Source organism: Cognatundibacterium aquatile (assembly GCF_014699135.1).
Classification (GTDB): Bacteria; Pseudomonadota; Gammaproteobacteria; order Burkholderiales; family Burkholderiaceae_D; genus Undibacterium; species Undibacterium aquatile.
This window is the reverse complement of record NZ_JACOFT010000004.1, coordinates 207,525-230,292: the sequence shown is the minus strand read 5'-3', so window position 1 is coordinate 230,292 and position 22,768 is coordinate 207,525. Positions and strand designations below refer to the sequence as shown.

Sequence of the window (22,768 nt, the reverse complement as noted above, 5' to 3'; positions counted from 1 at the left end):
ATCATCAGGCAAACGCCGACGACATCAGGCAGAAATTTTTTCCACAATAACATCCGGGATCACTGCCGGGCGCAAGCTTTCCGTACCGACGCAGCCGACTTTAATCTTGCCGCTGGCCAGCAGGCGCTCGCCGCACCAGGCTTCTTGTGCAAACACGATCGACGCCCGTCCAAGCTTTTCGACCACGGCGGTGATACGGAGTTCATCGTCGAGTCTGGCGGGTGCATGATACTCGACTGTGCTTGCTTTGACGACAAACATTACCTGATGCACCTGCGTCATTTCCTGCTGATGGATGCCGGTGGCGCGCAGCCATTCGGTGCGGGCGCGTTCAAAGAACTTCAGGTAATTCGCATAAAAGACGATGCCGCCAGCGTCCGTGTCTTCGTAATACACACGCACATTCCAGTTGAAATTATTCATGATGAGCAGCTGATTTTCGCTTTTTTAACTAGGTGTTTTTCATAAACAGGGGGAGTATCTGCCTGTTTCGCCTTAATGTCAGCATAAACAAAGGGCTTTTAAATATACTCCCCCCAGTATTATTTCAGCAAAAATCCGCTCAAACGACGTTTCGTTTGATGTTCAGCGGCCCGAAACCCTGGCAGGTCGGCATCATCTCGATATAGTTGATGTTGACATGCGCGGGTAAAGTCGCAATCCAGTAGGCGGTTTCAGCGATATCGACCGAAGTCAATGGCACCGTGCCTTCATAGACTTTCGCGGCAGCATCGTCGTTGCCACGGAAACGCACATTTGAAAACTCAGTTCCACCACATAAGCCTGGTGCAATATTCGTCGTGCGCACGCCAGTACCAGCCATATCTGCCCGCAGATTCTTGGTGAACTGATCGACAAAGGCCTTCGTCGCGCCATACACATTGCCGCCCGGATAAGCGGTTGAGCCAGCAATCGAGCCGATATTGATAATCATGCCGCTGTTACGCGCCACCATGTCAGGCAAAACTGCCCGCGTCACGGTCACCAGACCTTTGGTGTTGGTGTCTATCATGGTTTCCCACTCTTCCTGCGAGGCCAGATGGGCGGGTTCGGTTCCCAATGCCAGACCGGCATTATTGATCAGCACATCGATTTTCTTCCAGTCCGCAGGCAAATCTGCCAACGCCTGCAGTATCGAAGACTTTTGCGTCACATCCATCGTAACCGGCAATAACTTGTCGCCCAGCTCTGCGTGCAAAGCAGACAAACGTTCGAGCCGACGGGCGGCAGCGATGACCTGATGACCTTCGCGTACAAATTTACGCGCCATTTCTTCGCCGAAACCTGAGCTTGCACCTGTAATTAATACGATCATGCTGAAATCCTTTATGCCGTTGAATAAAAAAATGCGCTTGTTTGCCGTGTTTGTCGTAGCCGGAAACAAATATCTGTCAGATATCTATTCTAAGGGCTTTTGCGATACAGGTTAGGGCAGACAGACTGCGACTAAAACGAAAGCAGTTATTTTTTAGCAAAATAACCATATCTATCATGTGCTGATGAGTGGCTTGCCCATTCAAAGCGCATCACGTAAAATCTCAGCACCATTTTGTCTCACGTGACTGGCGAAATTGTGGCTGATCCCGATCAGGGCGGCTGCAAAAGATGGAGATCCATCGGGAAGCGTGAGATGTCGGGGTTACTGTGTTCCGTGATCCCAGCCGTGCGCCTGGGTAGCCTGATGGTAAAAGTAGTGAGGCTGCCTCTCTTCGTCCGCGTCAGACTGACACCTCATTGAAGTCAATCACCAATCTCGTTTACTTAACCAGTTTAATGCGCTTGTTGAATTCACTTATTTAACTCACTCTCACGATAGTCAGGAAAACCATGTTTGCAAAAAACCATACTCTCGCCAATATCGATCCCGAATTGTTCGCGACGATACAATTAGAAAACCAGCGTCAGGAAGATCACATTGAGCTGATCGCTTCTGAAAACTACACTTCCCCTGCCGTCATGGAAGCACAAGGCTCGCAACTGACCAACAAATATGCCGAAGGCTATCCAGGCAAACGTTACTACGGCGGCTGCGAACACGTTGATGTGGTCGAACAACTGGCGATTGATCGCCTGAAGCAGTTGTTCGGCGCTAACTTTGCGAACGTACAGCCAAACTCAGGCTCGCAAGCGAATCAGGGCGTGTTTTTTGCGCTATTGAATCCGGGCGACACCATCATGGGCATGAGCCTCGCTGAAGGCGGTCATCTGACGCACGGTATGCCGCTGAATATGTCGGGCAAATGGTTCAATGTTGTGTCTTATGGCCTGAACGCACAGGAAGACATCGACTACGATGCAATGGAAAAACTGGCACGCGAAACCAAACCAAAACTGATCATCGCCGGTGCATCTGCATTTGCACTGCGTATTGATTTTGAACGTTTCGGCAAAATCGCCAAAGAAGTCGGCGCGTATTTTATGGTCGATATGGCGCATTATGCCGGCCTGATCGCAGCGGGCGTGTATCCGAATCCAGTGCCGTTTGCTGACGTCGTCACTTCCACCACGCATAAGAGCCTGCGCGGCCCACGCGGCGGTATCATACTGAGCAATGACGAAGCGATCGCTAAGAAAATTAACTCATCGATTTTCCCTGGTATTCAGGGCGGCCCGCTGATGCATGTGATCGCCGGTAAAGCAGTGGCATTCAAAGAAGCGCTGTCTCCGGAATTCAAAGAATATCAGCAACAAGTCATCAAAAATGCGGCGGCTCTGGCGCAGACACTGACAGAACGCGGTCTGCGCATCGTTTCCGGCCACACTGAATCTCATGTGATGCTGGTGGATCTGCGTCCTAAAGGTCTGACAGGCAAAGAAGCGGAAGCAATCCTCGGTTCCGCACACATGACTTGCAACAAAAACGGTATCCCTAACGATCCGCAAAAACCGATGGTCACTTCTGGTATCCGTCTGGGCAGCCCGGCATTTACCACCCGTGGTTTCAAAGAAGCAGAAGCAATCAAAGTCGGTCATCTGATTGCTGACGTGCTGGATAATCCTAACGATGCGGCAACCATAGAACGCGTCAAAGCAGAAGTGAAAAAACTGACCAGCGCTTTCCCTGTGTACGCGAAGTAATTTCTGGTCGTCATCAAAACGCCACTCAGCCGAGTGGCGTTTTTTTAATTGTCGCTGTCTGACAGACAAACTCACCCACTACGGCTCTATTCATGAAATGTCCTTACTGCCATCATATTGATACTCAGGTCATCGATACGCGTGTTTCCGAAGAAGGCAATGTTATCCGTCGTCGCCGTCGCTGCGCAGATTGTGATAAGCGCTTCACCACGTATGAGCGGGTGGAACTGGTGATGCCTGTCATCGTCAAGAAAAATGGCAGCCGCACTGAATATGAATCGAATAAACTGCGCGCCAGCTTCATGCTTGCGCTGCGCAAACGCCCTGTGTCTGCCGAAGCGATCGACAGCGCCATTCAACGCATAGAAGAAAAATTGCTCTCCAGCGGCGAACGGGAAATCATGTCCGTCCATCTGGGCGAACTGGTCATGCACGAATTAAAACGTCTCGACAAAATCGCCTACATCCGTTTTGCTTCGGTCTACAAAAGTTTTAAAGACATCTCTGAATTCGCCGAGGCGATACAAGAAGTGAATGTCGACAACAAACCTTCAAAAAATAAATAAGCAACATGGAGCACATGAACACCGCCGGCTGGCTGGTTGCCGCCTTTGCGGTTCTGATTACCGGGATTTCTAAATCAGGGCTGGGTGGTGCATTGGGCGGCCTGGCCGTTCCCTTTCTTTCGCTGTGGATTTCACCGCGTAACGCAGCAGCAGTGATGCTGCCTATCCTGATCGCGATGGATATGGTCGGCATCCGCGCCTGGAGCGGCAAAGCCGACTGGCGTGATCTGAAAGTGCTGATACCGGGCGCCATCGTCGGCATTGTGTTGGGAACGCTGGCCTTTGGTGTCATGTCCGACCAACTGGTGAAAGGACTGATAGGACTGATCGCCGTCGGTTTCACCCTCGACCGGCTATTACGTCATCGCGGCCAGGCAACGACAGAACAGCGTCCATCACGTATTTTTGGCTGGCTCAGCGGCATTGGTGCTGGCTTTACCAGCACACTGGCGCATGCCGGCGGGCCACCGGTGATGATCTATCTGCTGTCTTGGCGGCAGCCGCGTGAAACCTTCGTCGCAACCACGGTCTTTTTCTTTTCCGTCATCAACCTGGCGAAACTGCCTTTTTACATCGCGCTCGGCCTGTTCAGCATCGACACGCTGACGATGTCCGCCTTACTGCTGCCGCTGGTACCAGTGGGCGTGTGGATAGGCATGCGTCTTTTACAGCGCATCCCGGAACGTCCGTTTTATCTGTTCGCAACCGCAGCGCTCGGGCTTTCCGGCGTCAAACTATTGTGGGATGGATTGATGGCGTAAGTTTATGCCGTGCTTAGGTCGCGAGAGTAATGGCATGCTCCACATTCTGTGTCTGACATCTCTTTGCACCATTGTTTTGCTGTGTACTGTGTCCCAATTCGGGTACGGGTCATCTAAGTAATGCGGTTCCTCACCGCAGGTTCATTCTTCTGAGCATCCCAGCTTCATACTAGCGTTCCAGTTTTGTTGCGGTGATAGAGTAATGGGAACATTTACACAAGCTGCCTCCACACAGATGAACGCACGCCCTTCATCATCTGCGAGATCCGCAATTTGCCGCGCGCCCTCATCCCAGGGAGTCCATACGACCGTATCGGGAAAACCATGCTTGTCAATTCGGAGCTCGCCAAGACCGGTCTGTAAAATCAGATGATCTGGTGTTTGCGCATAAATACTGTCGATCGCATTTTTCACAATCAATTGATCCATTCCGCTTGCCGCTGCCTTTTCCTGTGTAAGTTTGTTGTAACTGGGGCTATTTGCCAGTCCCAGTATCGTCGCAAATTTCCCTTCTGCGACGCGGAAATAGGTATGCAACGCAACCTGAAACGACATTGTTTGCACGCCCTCATTCCGCACTTGCCAATCGACCTGTAAGGCCTGGTCGGTTAAGGTGATGCGTATCGTTGCAGTAAATGAATGCGGCCAAAACTGCATACTTTCAGGGGTATCCGTCAGCACCAGTGTCGCGCTTGCCGTATCGTCGTTCTGCTGCACATCCTCAAGCCGCCAAATTGCCGTGCGGGCAAATCCATGCTTGGGCAACGGCCCCAAGTCAGCAAACTGAGGAAAGATGACAGGAATGCCACCACGCAAAGGCTGACTCTGATCTGGAGAAGAAAGACGACTCATAAATAACTGTTCGTCGCGACCTGCCGGTGACCAGGAGGCGATATGTGCGCCTTGAACACGGATATTGCATCGCGCATGATTTTTGGTATGCAACGCTATCCAGTCTGCATTTGTTTTTTTATTGTTGTTCATCATCGATTAATTTTGATTAATTTTGATCAATTCACTTACAACGTCGCCATTTATACGACATCGTATAACATTTAACAGACGTTTTCCTATACAATCGCGCCAAAATCATCTCTACGGCGAATAGATACTGCGATGGAAAAATCAGCCTTATTTCCCAATAACACCAGAAGAAAACATAAGAGCCTCTCGCAAAGTCTGGCGGAAAATATCACCGAAAAAATTCGTAGCGGCGCCTTGAAACCTGGGGATAAATTACCGACCGAATCCGCCATCATGGAATTATACGAGGTCAGCCGCACTGTGGTCCGGGAAGCAATTTCCCACTTACAGGCCGGAGGCTTAGTACAGACACGTCATGGTATCGGCACCTTCATTCAGGAACCGCCGAGTAATCCGCTGAGCCTGCATAAAGAAGCCATCGTTACGGTGCGTGACGTTCTCGACATTCTGGAGTTGCGTATCAGCCTTGAAACCGAAGCGGCATGGCTGGCAGCATTACGGCGTACCGACGCGCAAATGGCGGAACTCAGTCTGGCATTAAAAGATATTCTGGGACATGTACAACGGGATACAGAATCCGTGAACGCAGATATGCGTTTTCACCAGTTGATTGCGCAAGCAACCGGCAACCGCTATTTCGTCGATATTCTTTCTGACCTCGGCAGCACACTGATTCCACGTGCGCGTCTGGACTCCGCAGCGCTGAGCGATGAAGCCAGCAACAGTTATCTGGAACGAGTCAATCGCGAGCATGAAGATATACACGATGCGATCTTACGCAAAGACTCGGAAGCTGCCCGCGCCGCTATGCGCACTCACCTCAGCAATAGCCGCGAACGTTTGCGCCTCGCGCAACAGAAGTTTGAGACTGATCAGCAGTAAATCCTTCGCAATACAAAAAACGCCGGTCTGCCATGCACCAACAATAAAGACCGGTCAAAGTGACCGACCTATGCTGGTCGTATCTTTGCGCACGGCCAATCAGTCACGCTGACGATAAAACTTCGATATTCTGCGCTCTGACCTAGCACTGCACCTGCCCCCTCAAAAAAACCACCTGACAAACCACCTGACCAACAGCTGAATTGAATTTATGAATATTCAGTGTTGCATCAACATAAAATCAGTTGTACGATGTCGTACATGTATTTTTGAATTTAAATTTCCAGACTTTTATTTACCTTAATGATTCTGGTGAAACCGATCACCAGACGCTTACTTTTGGAGACATCATGCACCCACAAGAACTGAAAAAAATCCTCTCTTCCGGCCTTCTGTCTTTTCCGCTGACAGACTTTGACGCCAATGGCGACTTCAACGCAAAAACCTATGCGGATCGTCTGGACTGGCTGGCTCCTTATGGCGCGAGTGCATTATTTGCCGCTGGTGGTACTGGCGAATTTTTCTCACTGACTTCATCCGAATACAGCAGCATCATTAAGGTCGCGGTTGATACATGCCGTGGCAAAGTACCTATTCTGGCAGGTGCCGGTGGCCCTACCCGCGTTGCTATCGCTTACGCACAAGAAGCAGAACGTCTGGGTGCTGACGGCATTTTGTTGTTGCCACATTACCTCACAGAAGCCAGCCAGGATGGCCTGATTGCGCATATTGAAGAGGTATGCAAATCGGTCAGCTTCGGTGTCGTGGTGTACAACCGTGGCATCTGCCGCTTGACGGCGAACTCGCTTGAAATTCTGGCGGCACGCTGCCCTAACCTGATTGGTTTCAAAGACGGTATCGGCGATATCGAACTGATGGTTTCTATCTGGCGCCGTCTTGGTGATCGCCTGACCTATCTGGGCGGTTTGCCAACAGCCGAAGTTTATGCAGCCGCCTATAAAGCATTGGGCGTGCCGGTGTATTCTTCTGCCGTCTTTAACTTTGTACCGAAACTGGCGATGGACTTCTACCATGCTGTCGCCAAAGATGATCACGCGACAACCAATCGTCTGATCGACGAATTCTTCCTGCCTTATCTGGATATCCGTAACCGTAAATCAGGTTATGCAGTCAGTATCGTTAAAGCAGGTGCGCGTCTGGTCGGTCACAGCGCAGGCCCAGTCCGCGCACCACTGACTGACCTGACGGCAGCCGAAGATGAAATGTTGCGCGAACTGATACTCAAACAAGGCGCGCAATAAACGGCGATCGTTAAGATCATCCGTATTGTCAACGTAACGATTTCAGGTGGTTATTGCGGTAAACGACCACCTGCACCGGAGAAATAAAGATGGAAATTTCAGGACAAATGCTGATAGGACGTCAGCGCATCAAGGGCCAATCTGGCGGCACCCGTGCAATCAACCCAGCCACCAACGAACAATTGGAACCATTGTTCAGTTACGCCTCAGAAGCTGAGGTCAACCGGGCATGCGAATTGGCTGAACAAGCATTTGACGCCTATCGCCTGACATCGCTGGAACAACGCGCTGCATTTCTGGAGGCAATCGCCGATCGCATTCTGGCGTTGGGTTCAACGCTGATTGAAAGAGCGCATACCGAAACTGGTCTGCCAGTCGCACGACTGGAAGGTGAACGTGGTCGCACCGTGAATCAGTTGAAGCTGTTTGCAAAAGTTTTGCGTGATGGTCACTACCTGCAAGCAACGCTGGACTCGGCATTGCCAGAACGGACACCGCCACGCCCAGACCTGCGTATGCAGAAAATCGCATTGGGCCCAGTTGCAGTCTTTGGCGCCAGTAATTTCCCCTTAGCCTTCTCCGTTGCCGGTGGTGACACAGCGTCAGCACTGGCTGCCGGTTGCCCGGTCATCGTAAAAGCACATAATGCGCATCTGGGCACATCAGAACTCGTAGGCTCAGCAATCCAGCAAGCAGCGATCAGCTCACAAATGCCGGAAGGCGTGTTCTCCATGCTGATTGGCGCGGGTGCGGCAGTCGGGCAAAAACTGGTTGCGCATCCTGTCATTCAGGCGGTCGGTTTTACCGGCTCGCGTAGTGGCGGCCTCGCATTAGTGAAAACAGCCAACGAACGCAAAGAGCCTATTCCAGTCTATGCAGAGATGAGCAGCATCAATCCTGTGTATCTGTTACCTGCTGTATTGGAAGAAAAAGCCAGCGCACTGGCGAGTCAGTTTATCGATTCACTGGTGATGGGCGCAGGCCAATTCTGCACTAACCCAGGGCTGGTGCTGATGCAAAAATCTGCGGCAGCAGAAGAGTTTATCGCAGCGGCAAAACTGGCACTCGAAAGCAAACCAGCGACAACCATGCTGACGCCCGGTATTCACGGTGCATATCAGAGCGGCTGCGCGAAAATTACTGAATTGAAAAACGTGCAGATCGCAGCCAAAGGTCAGCCAGCAGCCACTCCAAATGCCGCGCAAGCGATGTTATCGGTGTGCGACGCCGGCGATTTTCTGCAGACCCCGGCATTGCAGGAAGAAGTATTTGGCCCATCTTCCGTGGTCATCCTGTGTGACGATTTGCCGCAAATGCTGGCCGTCACAAAAGAACTGGAAGGCCAGTTAACTGCAACCGTACATACGGCACCAGACGATCATGTCGCAGCCCGTACATTATTAACGAGTCTGGAAAAGAAAGCCGGCCGTATCCTGTTTAATGGTTTCCCGACCGGTGTCGAAGTCGCACACGCCATGGTGCATGGCGGCCCATTCCCTTCAACATCGAACAGTCGCAGTACGTCTGTCGGTGCCACGGCAATTGATCGCTTCCTGCGCCCGGTCTGCTATCAAGCGATTCCATCTGATCTCTTGCCTCCGGCATTAAGTGATGAAAATCCTTGGAAGCTCACAAGAATGGTCGACGGCAGCCTGAAAAATTAATATGATCGCTCCCCTTTGCTGCAACGCTGCCTAGGGGAGTTTGCGGTATACCAAGCACACGAAACAGATGTGCGTAGACATACAGTAACAAGGAGACACTCAGATGAGTTCTAATCAAATCGGCAAATACCGATGGACTATTTGCGCACTGCTGTTTTTTGCGACAACAGTGAATTATCTGGATCGTCAGGTGCTCAGCCTGCTGGCACCGGATTTATCAAAAGAGTTCGGCTGGTCAAATACTGACTACGCCAATATCACCGCTGTATTTCAGTTCGTCTATGCGATTTCCATGCTTTTTGCAGGCCGCCTGATTGATAAAATCGGCACAAAAGCAGCCTATACGCTGGCAATCGCGATCTGGTCAATTGGCGCGATATTGCATGCTTACGCCATTCCCGCCGGTGAAGCGACATCAAACTTACTGGCAACGCTTGGCTTAGCAATCGTGCCAGTGTCGGTTGCCGGCTTCATGTTGTCACGCGCAGTTCTCGCCTTCGGTGAAGCAGGTAATTTTCCCGCTGCAATCAAAGCGACCGCTGAATATTTCCCCAAACATGAACGCTCATTCGCAACCGGTATTTTTAATTCCGGCGCGAATATCGGTGCGATTCTGGCGCCGCTGACCGTACCCTGGATTGCCGAAAAATTCGGCTGGCAAACAGCCTTCATCGTCATCGGCGCAATCGGCTTTGCATGGATGGTTGCCTGGGAAATTCTGTATGACAAACCTGAGAAACAAAAACGACTCAGTAAAGCAGAACTGGACTACATCCAGCAACATGATGCGCCGGTCAGTGATGCGGTCACGACTGAAAAAACTTCCTGGCTGAAGTTGTTAAGCTATCGCCAGACATGGGCATTCGTCTTCGGTAAATTCATGACGGATGGCGTGTGGTGGTTTTTCCTGTTCTGGCTACCCAAATATCTGGAAGTCCAGTACAAAATGCAAAAGACAGAAATCGTCATTCCTCTTGCAGTACTGTATAGCATGACGATGGTAGGCAGTATTGGTGGCGGCTGGTTACCAAGCTATTTCATGAAGCAAGGCATGGCTCCGTACACAGGCCGGATGCGAGCGATGTTGCTGATCGCCGTATTTCCGCTCGTCGTATTGCTGGCACAACCATTCGGCTATATCAGCTCCTGGGTGCCGGTATTACTGATAGGGATAGGTGCTTCTGCGCATCAGGCATGGTCAGCCAATATCTTCACCACTGTTTCTGATATGTTCCCGAAAAAAGCCGTGGCATCAGTGGTCGGTATCGGCGGCATGGCTGGCGGTCTGGGCGGTGTGTTGATTTCAAAATCAGGCGGCTGGTTATTTGATTACTACAAAGCGGCCGGACACATACAGACAGGCTACACCATCATGTTTTCATTCTGTGCGGTCGCCTATCTGCTGGCGTGGGCTGTGATGAAAGCCTTAGTCCCTGCACACAAAGACATCACTGACCTGTAACGCCGGAGTATTGACATGCAAGCATTTGCAAACCTTGAAGTTATCGGCAACGAATCCTGCGTGGTAGGCGAAAGCCCGCTCTGGTGCGAAAGCCAGCAGTCCTGGTTCTGGGTTGATATCCCCCAGAAACGTGTCTGGAAATACGACACCAGCAAGCAGCAGAGCCGTTACTGGAACACATCAGAAATGGTGGCCAATATTGCGTTCTCAGCGCAAGGTGATCTGATCGCTGGCATGGAAACCGGGTTATTCCGTTTATCACTGAATGCTGAAATACATGCATTGGAAACGCGGCTGGTCGCGCTGCCGGAAGCGCAACCAGGATTACGCTTTAACGATGGCAGATGTGATCGTCAGGGACGTTACTGGAGCGGCACCATGTGGATGGACATGGCTGCCGCCAGAAATATCGGCAATCTGTATCGCTACACCAGCCACGACGGCTTGTCTGCGCCCGTCATAGCTGGATTACTGACGCAAAATGGCCTGGCATGGTCGCCTGATGGCAGAACAATGTATTTGTCAGATTCTCACCCGCAAAGTCAGCTCGTCTGGGCATTTGATTACGATACTGATAGCGGAACACCGTCAAACCGGCGTCTCTTTGCGGATATGAAAGAATTGCCGGGGCGCCCCGACGGTGCGGCGGTCGATACTGATGGTTGCTACTGGATTTGCGCCAACGATGGCAGCGCTATTTTGCGTTTCACACCGCAAGGCATAGTTGATCGACAGATTGCATTACCGATGAAAAAACCGGCGATGTGCAGCTTTGGCGGTCCGAATTATGAATGGATGCTGGTGACTTCGATCAACCCGACGCCGGGTCAAAACGATGAGTGGGCGGGAAAAACTATCCTGCTAAAACTGGGAGCGCAAGGAATTGCTGAAACAGGTTTTCAGTTTTAACTACCGCCAAACCTGACAGATATTTCAGCTCCTCGGATACAAAACTAAAGTTTCCAAAAAGCATGAGATACGATAACATACAACGAATATTACATTATTTCACATAAAAACATTATCTTTTTACTACATTTAATTAGAAATTTGAAAGTTTAGCCAAGAATACCAGATTTAGTTATCTTTATTGCAAATAGTTGTCCGATGTCGTAACTCTGAATTCTACATCCCTCCTTTTTCCGGGAAATACAGATTCGATCCATCGCTGTATTGCTCCGTAAAGTCCGTTGTATTTTCAAACACGCTTGGCTTCCCTCCGCTGATCAGCTGCGCAACTGCGCCTGCACTTCCGCAATAAGACAACAAATCTGTTCTGACGAACCCGAATCAATTCACTTTACCTACTTTGTGTAATCACCTGGAGAACAAGATGCAAAAAGTTGTACTAACACGAAACACTCTGGCGGCAGCGCTGGCAATTGCCTGCACCGCGCCTACTGCATTTGCGACGGAAATCAATAACTTCGTCAGTATTTATGGTTTTATCAACGGACAAATTGAGTCGGTTGAAGCCAAAGGTGGTGCCACACCGTACGAGCGTCGTGGTCGTATTTCTGATGGTAACTCGCGCATCGGTTTCACAGGCAACGTTGAAGTCAACAGCGACATCAAAGGTATCTGGCAAATTGAAGGCGGTCTGAACAACTTTGAACAAGCAGGAACCAACGATAACGGACAAACCGCCACACTCGAATCGCGCAATACCTTCGTTGGCTTACAAAGTGAAAAATTCGGTCGTTTTGTGATCGGTAACAGTGACTCTGTCTATCGCAGTCTGGTTGGCTCCGGCAGCGCATTGGGCGGTAACATGGGTATGACAGTACATGGTGTGGACGTGTTCAACAACACCTCCGCCCAACTGACTGGTAATCAGGACAGCATTTTCAGCCGTGGTGAATCACGTATGAAAAATTCCGCACATTATTTATCCCCGGAATTGTTTGGCTTTCAGGCTGGTGTATCGTATGGTTTCGATGAAGCACGCGCCAGCCGCAGTGATCGCAGCCGTTATTCCTTAGCGCTGAAATACCAATATGAAGGACTGGCGATCGGCGTTGCTTATGATCGTCAGAACAATACTGGTATCGATTCCATGATGCTGCAACGCGGCTACGGTGTGATTCTGAATGCACAGGAAGGACTCAGCACATCTTACGCAAAAGCCGTCATCAGCTACACACTGCCAACAAAAACGACGGTTGGCTTTGGCTATGAACGCAGCAGTCTTGGCAACTCTCAATTTATCAATCCATCGGTCGGCTCAATCTACACTGGCAACCGCGACAAAACGCTGAAGCAAGATGCAGTCATTCTGACGCTGGCGCAAGATTACGGTGACGCATCGTTCCTGTTCGGATACGGAAAATTAAACGGCCTCAAAGGCATCAACAGTTTTGCTGAGGATGATTTCCAATCCAAACAACTGTCTTTAGCAGCGACCTACAAGCTCAATAAATTCCTGACGCCATACATCTATCTGACGCGTATCAACAATAACGCTCAATCCAGCACTAATTTAGGTCAGTCTTCACTGCGCAGTAACAATCTGGGAACCAGTACTGCCTTCTTTGCACCAGGCAACAGCCCACGTGCAATCGGTGTTGGTTTGTTAGCGCGCTTCTGATAAATCACTTCCGGAGACTCAATAATGAAAAAATTAAATCAAGAAACAACATCTGGCCGCGTCTGTAAAACGACGGCACTGTTATCGGCACTCACTTCAGCTCTCCTTCTGACAGCATGCGGTGGTGGCGGTGGCAGCGATAACGCAGCAACCGCAGTCAGCTACACACCGGGCGCGGTCTTTAAAGTAGGCACGACGACCTTTGATCCAGACTTACCGGCAGAACCACAATTGCCAACGGATGCCCAGGTTTGCGCGACTCTGGAAGCGAGCAACAATCTGGTGCGCCGTCCTGATGGTTCGTTGCCGCCAGAAGCAGATCCATCCAAAACCGGTGTTGGTGTTGCGGTTGATCCTGCAGTCGCTAATCCCGACCAGGCGCGGATTCAGAGTGCACTCGATGCCTGCGGCGCTGCCGTGGACAAAGAAGTCGGTGCGGCGATTGCTGCGGCTGATGCCGCCGCGGTAGCGCAACAAACGGCAGCGGCTGTTCCCAATAAAAACATCGCCGGTATCAGCGGTGAGGAACTGGCTAAACCACAATATCGCGGCAGTAAATTTGCAGTACGACTGGTCGTCAACAGTAAAGGCCCGGGTAATGGCTTCATTTCAGGCCCATTGACATTGCCGTCTGGCGTGACATTGTGGATCGATAAAGGAGCCACGTTGTATGCAACACGTGACGTCAAAGCTTACGCACCAAATGTGGCAGGCCCTTACTGCGGTAATACAGCGGTCAGCTCAAGCAAAGCCGGTAGCTCCAGCAATTGTCTTGCGTTGATCAATGGTAATAATCTGATCAACTCTGCCGTCGTCGGTGATGGCTCAATTGATAGCCGTGCTTATGCAGAGATCGTCACAACAGACAAACTGTATCCGATCATGAAGGTCGATATGAGCTGCTCCAATACCTATGCGAACTATGCAAAAGGTACACAGGCGGCGGATGGCACAGCGTGTGACAACGGTGGCACGACGGTCAACTCGAAAACCACAGCCCGTAATATGACATGGTGGGATCTGGCGTATCTCGGCAATATGGTACAAAACGGCACAACTGGTACAGGTTCGCAATCGAACTTCCGTATGATGGTGTTCAACTATGCGAAAAATCTGACCCTGTATCGCATCACACTCAATAACAGCGCTAACTTCCACGTTGTTCCAAGTGGTATTGACGGCTTTACTGTATGGGGTGTGAAAGTACAGACACCATCGCTGGCGGCATTTGCCAATCCGGCAGGTAACGGCAATCCTTTGTACACGGGCGACACCTATACCAAAGACAATGTTAAAAATACAGATGCCTTTGATCCGGGTGCAGCAACCAGTCCGACGATCGTCGCATTGACAACAGGAAAATCAACGACATCCAGTGCAAAGCATGCATTTGATGGCTACCTGAAAAACTTCGTCTTCGTCTACAACTATGTCAGTACAGGTGACGACGACGTTGCAATCAAAGGATCGTCTAACCCAAGCCCAGCCGGCAGCAATCTGGCAGCTGTTGATGGTAGCCGTGATGTCCGCAGCGACCGTAAATCCGGTGCGGTCATTGCACATAACCACATTTACTGGGGTCATGGCATTTCCATCGGCAGTGAAACAAATGCAGGCGTAAAAAATGTCGAAGTGTATGACAATTCCTTCCAGCATTCTGAAGAAGGTCTGCGCATCAAATCCGATTACGCACGCGGCGGTGAAGTCAGCAATATTAATTACAAAAACATCTGTATTAAAGACGCCGACAATGCACTGTTGTTCACTACTTATTACAGTACAAAAGGCCTTCCAGCAACGGGTCCTAAAGTGCCGAATTTCCATGACATCCGTCTTGAAAATGTACGCATTCTGGGCGACTCTGCAATTAAACTGCAGGGCTTCCAGGCGAACACTGGTGGCTTTAATCTGCCAGCTTTCCCATTGGTGATGAGCATGAACAACGTCGTTGCAGATACACCATCAGCAATGCGTATGACGATGTCTGATGCGCAACTCTCGATCAAAGGTGTGAATCTGCCTATCGTGGCATCAACAGACAATCGCGTCACAGTCAATGGTGTTGCGACATGGGCGGTTGACGGTGATCTGGTGCTCGATTGCAGCAAGGCTTTTGTCGACTTCCCAGCCATAGGCCAATCGAACATTTTCGGTTCAGGATGGGACAAATAAACCCACTAGTACTACAGGCAGCCCGCAGGCAAGCGGTGCAGCCATAAATCGGGCTGACGCCAGCATCACACGATGCATGCGTCAGCCTTTGTCGTTTTTCAGCATTGCCATGCTTGCAGTCTATCCAACTTTTTTGAGGGATATCCCATATGAAAATCTCCACGCGTTTATTAATGTTGGTGGGTGCCGCCATTGTCGCTATCGCCGCCATCGGTGCCAGCAGTCTCAGTACGCTATATTCTGCCCTGATGCATGACAGAGAAATGCAAATCGAGACCATGCTGGCAATGGGTGAAAACCTCGTCAAGCATTATCATGGCTTGCAACTGAATGGCACACTGACGCAAGATGAAGCACAAAAGCAAGCAAAAGCCGCGCTGACGCAACTCCGCTACGGCAGCAGTTATTATTGGGTCAGGCAACCGGATGGCTTGAATCTGGTACATCCAGACACCAAGAAAGTTGGTACGATTTCTCAAGGGCAGACCATGGATGGTCGCCCCGATGCAAGCGCTTATCGCGAGGAGCTGGCGAAATCCCACATCGCGCTGGTCAGCATGAAATCGCAACGACCAGATGGCAGCCTGGCTCCGAAATTAAATGGACTGGTTGAATTCACACCATGGAACTGGTGGATAGGAACCGGTTTTTTCAGCGATGATATTAACCAAACCTATTGGCAATCAGCGACCACACAAACGATCATTTTTGTCATCGCGCTGATTATTCTGATCGGTTCAGGCTGGCGCATCATCCGTTCCATCAGCGCCATCCTTGGTGGAGAGCCAGCTTATGCCGCCAATATCACACGTCAGATCGCAAATAATGATCTGTCTGTCGACGTCGCTCTGGAAAAAAATCAATCTGGCAGCCTGCTTGGTGCCATCGTCGCCATGCAGGAACAGTTAGCGACAACCGTGCGCAGCATACGTCAAAGCTCCGAAAACATTGCCACCGCATCTTCTGAAATTGCTGCAGGCAACCTCGATTTATCGTCGCGCACGGAAGAACAGGCCAGCGCACTGGAAGAAACATCGGCGACGATACATGAGCTGGAAAGCACCGTCAGAAAAAATACCGAAAATGCCAGAAATGCGAATCAGCTGACAATCGATGCAACGATGCTGGCGAATCGTGGCGGCGCGGTCATGAAGGACATGCTGACAACTATGGATGCGATCAATCAATCATCAAAAGCGGTGGTGGATATTGTCAGTCTGATTGACGGCATTTCATTTCAAACGAATATTCTGGCGTTGAATGCAGCGGTTGAAGCAGCACGCGCCGGTGAACAAGGACGTGGCTTTGCGGTGGTGGCAGCGGAAGTACGAAATCTCGCGCAACGCTCGGCTTCAGCCGCAAAAGAAATCAAGAGTTTGATTGACGCCTCACAATCTCATATGCTTAGCGGTAACCAACTGGCACAAGAGGCAGGGAACTCGATGACGCAAATTGTCGGCGGTATCGAAAAAGTTGCCTCTATCATGCGCGATATCACGATGGCCAGTGAAGAACAGCACACCGGCATCATACAAATTACTGAAGCGATTCGTCAGATGGACAGTGTGACACAACAAAATGCAGCACTGGTGGAACAAGCTGCCGCGGCAGCCGACAGTATGCAATTGCAGGCGGCGGATATGGCAGGACTGGTCAGAGTGTTTAAACTCAAGGATGACGAAGTCGCTGATATCCGAAAAATCAAGACGATACACCCGGCAAAAGAAGCGATGAACTTGAAAGCCATCCGCCGTTAAGCCAACAACAAAAAAAATAGCGGCAAAACAAATGCCGCTACCATTCTTAAAAGCGCATCCGGGAAATAACCAGATGTGCTTTTTTTTACGCAGAATACTCGCGCGTGATCACTTCTTTACCAATCTTCACATTACGCAACTTCAATCCTTTGACGTTATACAGATACATTGCCTGTGTGCCCGCTGCTGGCGTACCAAAATCACAATCAGTAATCGTCACATCGCGCACAGGAAACACTTCCGGCATCGGCGCACTACCGTTATAGTCGGAGGCAACCGGCCCCAGAATAACGATCGACTGGTAACAGGAATACTCACCTTTTGCCGTCTTCACGTTCTCCACCCGGACATTGGAAATATGCACATCCTCAACCACAGGTGGGCGTATCCTCACGTTATCGCTGACTGGCGTGTAATCGCAGTCAAAAGTGACTATCGCACCGGCGGCCGTGGCAACCGTCTTCGATGCAATAGGTGAGCCCGGTAAGGATGTATAAAACGATGGCGATGTCTGCACGCCATTTGGAATCTTGATATTACGCACATAGAAGTGTTTCAGATATCCGCCCCTATTCAGATTCGTCTTCAGACGAATCGCTGTATTTAAGGGATTGGTTTGCCAGTGTACGTTTTCAAACAATAAATTCTGCGCATAAACATGCTCGATGCCGCCCGCCATTTCACTGCCAAGCGTGACGGCGCCATGCCCACTCTGCATCGTACAATTCTGAATCACAATATGGCGCGACGGTCCATATTGTGTATCCAGATTTTTCCCCGCCTTAATCGCAATACAGTCGTCACCGGAATCAAAAGTACAGCCATCCACCAGAACATGGTCACATGCTTCCGGATCAAAACCATCACTGTTAGGTCCGTGACTTTTTGCATGAACACGGCGAATCACGACATGCTGACAATTCACCGGATGATGCTGCCAGAATGGCGTGTTCCTGACCTCATACCCCTCCATCAATACTTTGCGACAACCGATAAACTGTATCATTGGCGGACGCAGGAAATGTCCTTTACCAAATACACGCTGAGGTAAAGGAACACCAGCCTCTGACAATGCAGGCAGATAGCTGGCGTCAGCACGCCATTTATCGTCGTTGCCTTGTATCAGCGCCTGCAGTTCCGGGCTGATCTGCGGCGCTACTTCTTTTAAAGTTTTAGCGTTGAGTGGATTCACCGCATTTTCGGATGGCTTACCGGGGCGATAATTCGGCACTGAACTCTGTGCAACTGCATTCAGCGTTTTCAGCTTGCCTTTCCAGGTCCACCAGCAATCGCCGAATTCATTAAATGGCACGCCACCCTGCCCGTCTAATACCGCAGTCCAGTCTTCACCCGTCAATGCAATATTTTCTTGTCCTATCGCATAGATCATTGGCGAATAGTTCAGACAGTCATTGCTCTGCCAGCGTGAAATACTTAACTTACCGTTTTTTCCGCAATCAACGTCGCCGTATTTCGCATAGTCTTCGGGCTGATGACTGAAATAAACATGTGCTCCGGCCTGCAAGTGAACCTTAACATTCGATAATAAGACGATAGGCCCGGCACAAAACCAGTCACCTGCAGGAATCAGCACGCGGCCGCCGCCTTCACGGTGACAAGTTTCTATCGCATTACGAATTGCTGAATAACAGTCAAAAGACGATGCCGCTGGAGTCTGTAACACACCCTGATCCTCAAACGAACTCCATGCCTGTACTTTTTGCAGCTCACATGTTTTTGCACCGTATCGTGTGATCGGATAATCCGCTTCGCGAAAATGGAATGGAACACTCAGCTTCATAATAATTTCTGTGGCTCTTTTCCATGGATCGGCTGGCGTTTGTCGCTGTGCCGCACTGGCCGCCGCCCAAGGCATACTGCTACCGATACCGATTGCCGCGAGTTGCTTCAGTAAGCGGCGTCGCCCCTGATACTTCTGGTCAGCAAGGGATTCCGATGATGTCTTCAAGGTCATGTCGTACTTCCTTTTTTTGTCTCAAATTATTCGTATTGATTATTGAATTCGCCCAGAAATTGCATGGGTGCAGGTGCAGCCTGATAGCCAAAAGCCGTAGGGCTGATTGTGCTCGCAGATAAATTTCGCCAGAAGTCGTCGCTGTTAAATTGCGCAGGACGATACGGCAAGGTGCCATTTTTATTCCAGTCGGACCAAGGCGTAAGCGGGTGTATATGGGCACCGATCACAGAATTGAGCACAATCATTTTCCCTACCGTTTCTATCGTCTGACGGGTAATCGTGCCAGACGGACTGACAAACTGATCTGTCGTTCCTGCTTCGCAACGATAGCCATCGATAGGTACTTTGCCGTACGGCGTGCAACGCTGATTATGAAACCATTGACGGACCAGATAAAATTTCCCGGCCATCGCATTGCTGCTCTGATCATGGGTAAAGCGGCAGCGGTTAAATACAAATCCGTAACGTGAATTCAGATTCGTACTTGGTGCCGCGACGTAAGAACTGGTGCGAGGACCTAATGAGCGTATCTCCGTCTCAAGAAAATACGCGGTCGCATCACCGAAAATGTAATCAACGTCACCTTCGATATAAGAATGATAGAAGAAGTGACGAGCGGTCTGACCTGATTTGCCGGCGCGCATATACAAGGTATCCTGCAACCCTAGCAGACGCACTTGTTCAAACTGAGCTTTGTCGACACCATCAGTCATCATCGCTAAGGCCTGATGATGCACCATCAGACTTTTCCCATACACGCCATTTCCGGGGCAATCAGCTCCTTCACACGCCTGCGGTGCCGGTGCGCCATTTTTGTTATAGCTGTTTTCAATGGTGATATCACGCATCTGGAATGCCTGACTTTTCACCCACAGCACTGCCGTACCAAATGTCCCGATAATCGGACGGATACGAATGCTGTTAAACATGTCAGCAATCGCCGCCGGAGCCTGCGCAAACTGCGCCCCAAAACGCTCCTGATATTGTGTTCCGGTGATCGCGGCATCCAGATTGGCACGGATACGTGTCGTGGCAGCATCTCTGCCAATCACGCTGATAGGGACGGATGTTTCAGGGATATATACCAGTCCATCATAGACTCCGGGCTCCACCAGAACAGTAATGCGGCGGGATGCCGGTAAGCGATGCGCCAGATCGTCTGTCACGATCTGATTGATCGCATCCTGTAAGCGCTGAAAACGGAGCTTAGCATCAGCTGGCTCACTGGCATTGACAATATAGTCGGGTGTTATCTGCTGCGCATGAACAACTGGCGAAGACAAAGGGTCCCATACATCACGTTGCTCTTTTCCTGGCAAACCTGCATAACCAAGAACTTCGTCATAAGAAAAATGAGCAGCCTGTGCTTCATTTAACTGCGGGCGTTTATCTGTCGGCGATGACGAAGGATAGACCGTAAATGCATAGGCGCAGGCAGTGTTTTTTGTCGCTGATTGCAGCGGCTGCCATGCAAAATTCTGATCCAGCATCGATTGCACAACGGCCGATGACCACAGCGCGTTTTCCCTGACGATCATACTTTGTTCAGGAACGATTAAATCATTGGCGCTCATTCTGAGCGGTCTTGTTGCGTCGTAGCCATGAAATATCAGTTTCCCCGGCGTCAGCACTTGCACACGTTCGAGATGGATATCACGATATTCCGGTATCAGATCACCCGATGCACGCTTACCGTAATGCGTGTCGAAATCCAGCGGTGCTTTACTGTTCTGTATGCAGATATCCCTATATGTCACGTCCTGCACCAGCCCCCCACGCGACACGTCACTCTTAATGCGCAAACCCGAAGTAGCGCCATCAATACTCAGTTTTTCGACCAGCACGTGTCGGATATTACCGTTGGTTTCACTACCGATGGACATACCGTGTCCAGAGTAAAAGTGATTATCACTGATGGTAATGTTTTCGGTCGGCCCCTGATTACCCGCCTTAATCGCGACGTTATCGTCACCAGTGCGAATGTAACTTTTGGTGATCGTGATATTGCGGGATGAAATGGGGTCAATACCATCGGTGTTTCTGGCCGTCGCCGGCGTATCGATATGGATTCCCCATGCGGTAAAGCCATTCACCTGATTCAGGGTGACATGAAAATTAGCCGAGTTTTTCAACCATATTCTGTGCAATGCTATCTCGCGTGACTGCGTTATTTCCAACATGCGCGGCACGTTCTGATGCAAGTCTTCACGCTGAGCACGACGTGCTATTTCCCACCAAGTCTCTGCACCGCCAAGGATTTTCTTACCGCCCTGCCCGTCAATCACACCATCGCCAAATAGCCCGGCGTTCTGTGACTGAGTAACGCTGATCAGCGGGCGACAACCACGTCCTTTCTGATCGACTGTGCCACAACTTTTCTCACCTTTATCATAATCAGCAGGCAAGCGTGATCCCGCCAGCACCACACCAGCATCAATCACCAGAGAGACGCCCGCCTTCATCTGCAACGCGCCGGTAAGAAAATAATTTTTATCGCTATGTCTGACCAGACGCAACGCTTTACCCGATGGACACTGATTGATCGCTTGCTGCAGGCGCTGAGTGTCAGGTGCTGCCAATGTCTGCGCATCAACCTCATTCATGGTCAGTTGCGCTGGTAACAATTGACAGATGGACGGCGCAAGCGGTTCTTTCACCGGCCTGCTGTCCTGCGCGCAGACATCCGCAGCAAACAGGCTGGACATCATCAGCAACACACTGGTATAGCGGGAAACCATGCTGAATAGTGGCTGCTGCTGTTTCATGTTGTATCTCATTTTGAACTTCCTCTGATCATGCCATTACCGATTTCAGGATCTACAGCCACGAGAGCCTGTACGACCATCGCAGAAAAAATCGCTGCGCCTTTTTTACCGACATGGGTACGATCAAACGCACTTTTCGCGGCGCCCTGACGCTCTACTGTTGCCAGTGTGCTGCCACTGGTCGGCGCGACGATTTCAGGTGGCGGCGGCACCATTGCCAGCGTATCAGCTTCGCTTTGCCCCATCGCGGCAACCAGCGCGTGGCTTTGCTGATTCAGGTCTATCACTGGCACCTGCTTTTCGCTGGCGACACGCAAACTGGCTTCCGCCCACGGACGCAAATCATTTGGCAAGACACCATCTTTGAAGGTTCTGCGCGTGAGAGGTGTCAGCAAAATAATTTCAGCACCAGCAGTTCTGACCTCGTCGACATAGCGCGCGAGGTTAACCGGAAACTCTGTCGCCAGATCGGTAGAGCGTCCGGGCTTACCAGGCTGATCGTTATGCCCGAACTGCATCAACACCACGCGGCGTTTATCTGTGTCGCGTCGCAATTGTTGCATCACTATCTCCCAGGAACCTTCCGCCCTGTAACTACCAGAACTGCGTCCACCTTTAGCAAGATTCAGGCACGTGACTTCTTTCAAAAAACGTTCGCACAATGCATTGCCATAGCCGCTGTTCGGTGCCATGGTCGAGTCGCCGACAAGAATAATTTCGAGTGGGCGACTATCTTTCACGACTGGCACCGGCCCCTGACAGGCCATCCATAGCGGAGCAGAACAAGCGAGCAAAACGACACGAAGTAATGTCTTCATGATGTCATCCAATTTAAAAAAAGAGCCTCACG

General features: G+C 50.5%; 17 protein-coding genes and 1 riboswitch. Of the genes, 11 read left to right on the top strand and 6 right to left on the bottom strand.

Translation table 11 applies throughout. The features are described from left to right. Window positions 1–24: 24 nt before the first annotated feature. Together ybgC and H8K26_RS12690 are read right to left on the bottom strand one after the other, a co-directional pair. Window positions 25–423, bottom strand: a complete 399-nt coding sequence (ybgC, locus tag H8K26_RS12695; RefSeq protein ID WP_190479971.1) for a tol-pal system-associated acyl-CoA thioesterase — start codon at window positions 421–423, stop codon at window positions 25–27. 139 nt (window positions 424–562) lie between these two features. After that, window positions 563–1,315, bottom strand: coding sequence for an SDR family NAD(P)-dependent oxidoreductase (locus H8K26_RS12690; RefSeq protein ID WP_186885174.1), 753 nt, complete (start codon window positions 1,313–1,315; stop codon window positions 563–565). A gap of 233 nt (window positions 1,316–1,548) precedes the next feature. Continuing rightward, window positions 1,549–1,682: riboswitch (ZMP/ZTP riboswitch) on the top strand. A 145-nt stretch (window positions 1,683–1,827) separates the two neighbouring features. Here H8K26_RS12690 and glyA point away from each other — a divergent pair. The 3 genes from glyA to H8K26_RS12675 all read left to right on the top strand — a co-directional run bounded on the left by glyA (window position 1,828) and on the right by H8K26_RS12675 (window position 4,405). Further along, window positions 1,828–3,078: a serine hydroxymethyltransferase gene (glyA, locus tag H8K26_RS12685; RefSeq protein WP_186885173.1), complete on the top strand. Its 1,251-nt coding sequence runs from the start codon at window positions 1,828–1,830 to the stop codon at window positions 3,076–3,078. 92 nt (window positions 3,079–3,170) lie between these two features. Further along, complete coding sequence (nrdR, locus tag H8K26_RS12680; protein ID WP_190479969.1) at window positions 3,171–3,644, top strand: transcriptional regulator NrdR; 474 nt, start codon at window positions 3,171–3,173, stop codon at window positions 3,642–3,644. Window positions 3,645–3,658: 14 nt separating this feature from the next. After that, window positions 3,659–4,405 carry a sulfite exporter TauE/SafE family protein gene (locus H8K26_RS12675; protein WP_223827009.1) on the top strand — a complete coding sequence of 249 codons (747 nt, stop codon included), beginning with the start codon at window positions 3,659–3,661 and terminating at the stop codon, window positions 4,403–4,405. Between the two features lie 141 nt (window positions 4,406–4,546). On the opposite strand, the gene H8K26_RS12670 is transcribed toward H8K26_RS12675, so the two are convergent. Then, window positions 4,547–5,392: a D-hexose-6-phosphate mutarotase gene (locus tag H8K26_RS12670; RefSeq protein WP_190479964.1), complete on the bottom strand. Its 846-nt coding sequence runs from the start codon at window positions 5,390–5,392 to the stop codon at window positions 4,547–4,549. 129 nt (window positions 5,393–5,521) lie between these two features. On the opposite strand from H8K26_RS12670, the gene H8K26_RS12665 reads away from it, so the two are divergent. From H8K26_RS12665 to H8K26_RS12630, 8 genes are all read left to right on the top strand, one after another. Further along, complete coding sequence (locus H8K26_RS12665; RefSeq protein WP_190479962.1) at window positions 5,522–6,271, top strand: FadR/GntR family transcriptional regulator; 750 nt, start codon at window positions 5,522–5,524, stop codon at window positions 6,269–6,271. A 350-nt stretch (window positions 6,272–6,621) separates the two neighbouring features. After that, complete coding sequence (gene kdgD, locus H8K26_RS12660; RefSeq protein WP_186885168.1) at window positions 6,622–7,533, top strand: 5-dehydro-4-deoxyglucarate dehydratase; 912 nt, start codon at window positions 6,622–6,624, stop codon at window positions 7,531–7,533. An 89-nt stretch (window positions 7,534–7,622) separates the two neighbouring features. Then, on the top strand, window positions 7,623–9,197 hold the full coding sequence (locus tag H8K26_RS12655) for an aldehyde dehydrogenase (NADP(+)) (protein ID WP_190479960.1): 1,575 nt from the start codon (window positions 7,623–7,625) through the stop codon (window positions 9,195–9,197). Window positions 9,198–9,300: 103 nt separating this feature from the next. Beyond that, a complete protein-coding gene (locus H8K26_RS12650) occupies window positions 9,301–10,659 on the top strand; it encodes an MFS transporter (protein ID WP_190479958.1) in 1,359 nt (452 codons plus the stop codon). A gap of 15 nt (window positions 10,660–10,674) precedes the next feature. Then, window positions 10,675–11,568 carry an SMP-30/gluconolactonase/LRE family protein gene (locus H8K26_RS12645; RefSeq protein ID WP_190479956.1) on the top strand — a complete coding sequence of 298 codons (894 nt, stop codon included), beginning with the start codon at window positions 10,675–10,677 and terminating at the stop codon, window positions 11,566–11,568. Between the two features lie 424 nt (window positions 11,569–11,992). Beyond that, window positions 11,993–13,246 carry a porin gene (locus H8K26_RS12640; protein WP_190479955.1) on the top strand — a complete coding sequence of 418 codons (1,254 nt, stop codon included), beginning with the start codon at window positions 11,993–11,995 and terminating at the stop codon, window positions 13,244–13,246. A 24-nt stretch (window positions 13,247–13,270) separates the two neighbouring features. Then, window positions 13,271–15,418 (top strand): glycoside hydrolase family 28 protein, encoded by a 2,148-nt coding sequence (locus H8K26_RS12635; RefSeq protein ID WP_190479953.1) that lies wholly within the window; start codon window positions 13,271–13,273, stop codon window positions 15,416–15,418. Window positions 15,419–15,567: 149 nt separating this feature from the next. Then, window positions 15,568–17,175 carry a methyl-accepting chemotaxis protein gene (locus tag H8K26_RS12630; protein WP_190479951.1) on the top strand — a complete coding sequence of 536 codons (1,608 nt, stop codon included), beginning with the start codon at window positions 15,568–15,570 and terminating at the stop codon, window positions 17,173–17,175. An 85-nt stretch (window positions 17,176–17,260) separates the two neighbouring features. Here the strand turns inward: H8K26_RS12630 and H8K26_RS12625 are convergent, their stop codons facing one another. Genes H8K26_RS12625 through H8K26_RS12615 form a run of 3 tightly spaced genes read right to left on the bottom strand, consistent with a single transcriptional unit; the run spans window position 17,261 to window position 22,736 of the window. Next, the gene (locus H8K26_RS12625; RefSeq protein WP_190479949.1) at window positions 17,261–19,150 is read right to left on the bottom strand and encodes a glycoside hydrolase family 28 protein; all 1,890 of its coding nucleotides are present in this window, start codon (window positions 19,148–19,150) and stop codon (window positions 17,261–17,263) included. A 26-nt stretch (window positions 19,151–19,176) separates the two neighbouring features. After that, window positions 19,177–21,918, bottom strand: a complete 2,742-nt coding sequence (locus H8K26_RS12620; RefSeq protein ID WP_223827008.1) for a pectinesterase family protein — start codon at window positions 21,916–21,918, stop codon at window positions 19,177–19,179. Window positions 21,919–21,926: 8 nt separating this feature from the next. Further along, complete coding sequence (locus H8K26_RS12615; protein ID WP_223827007.1) at window positions 21,927–22,736, bottom strand: rhamnogalacturonan acetylesterase; 810 nt, start codon at window positions 22,734–22,736, stop codon at window positions 21,927–21,929. Between the last annotated feature and the right edge of the window lie 32 nt (window positions 22,737–22,768).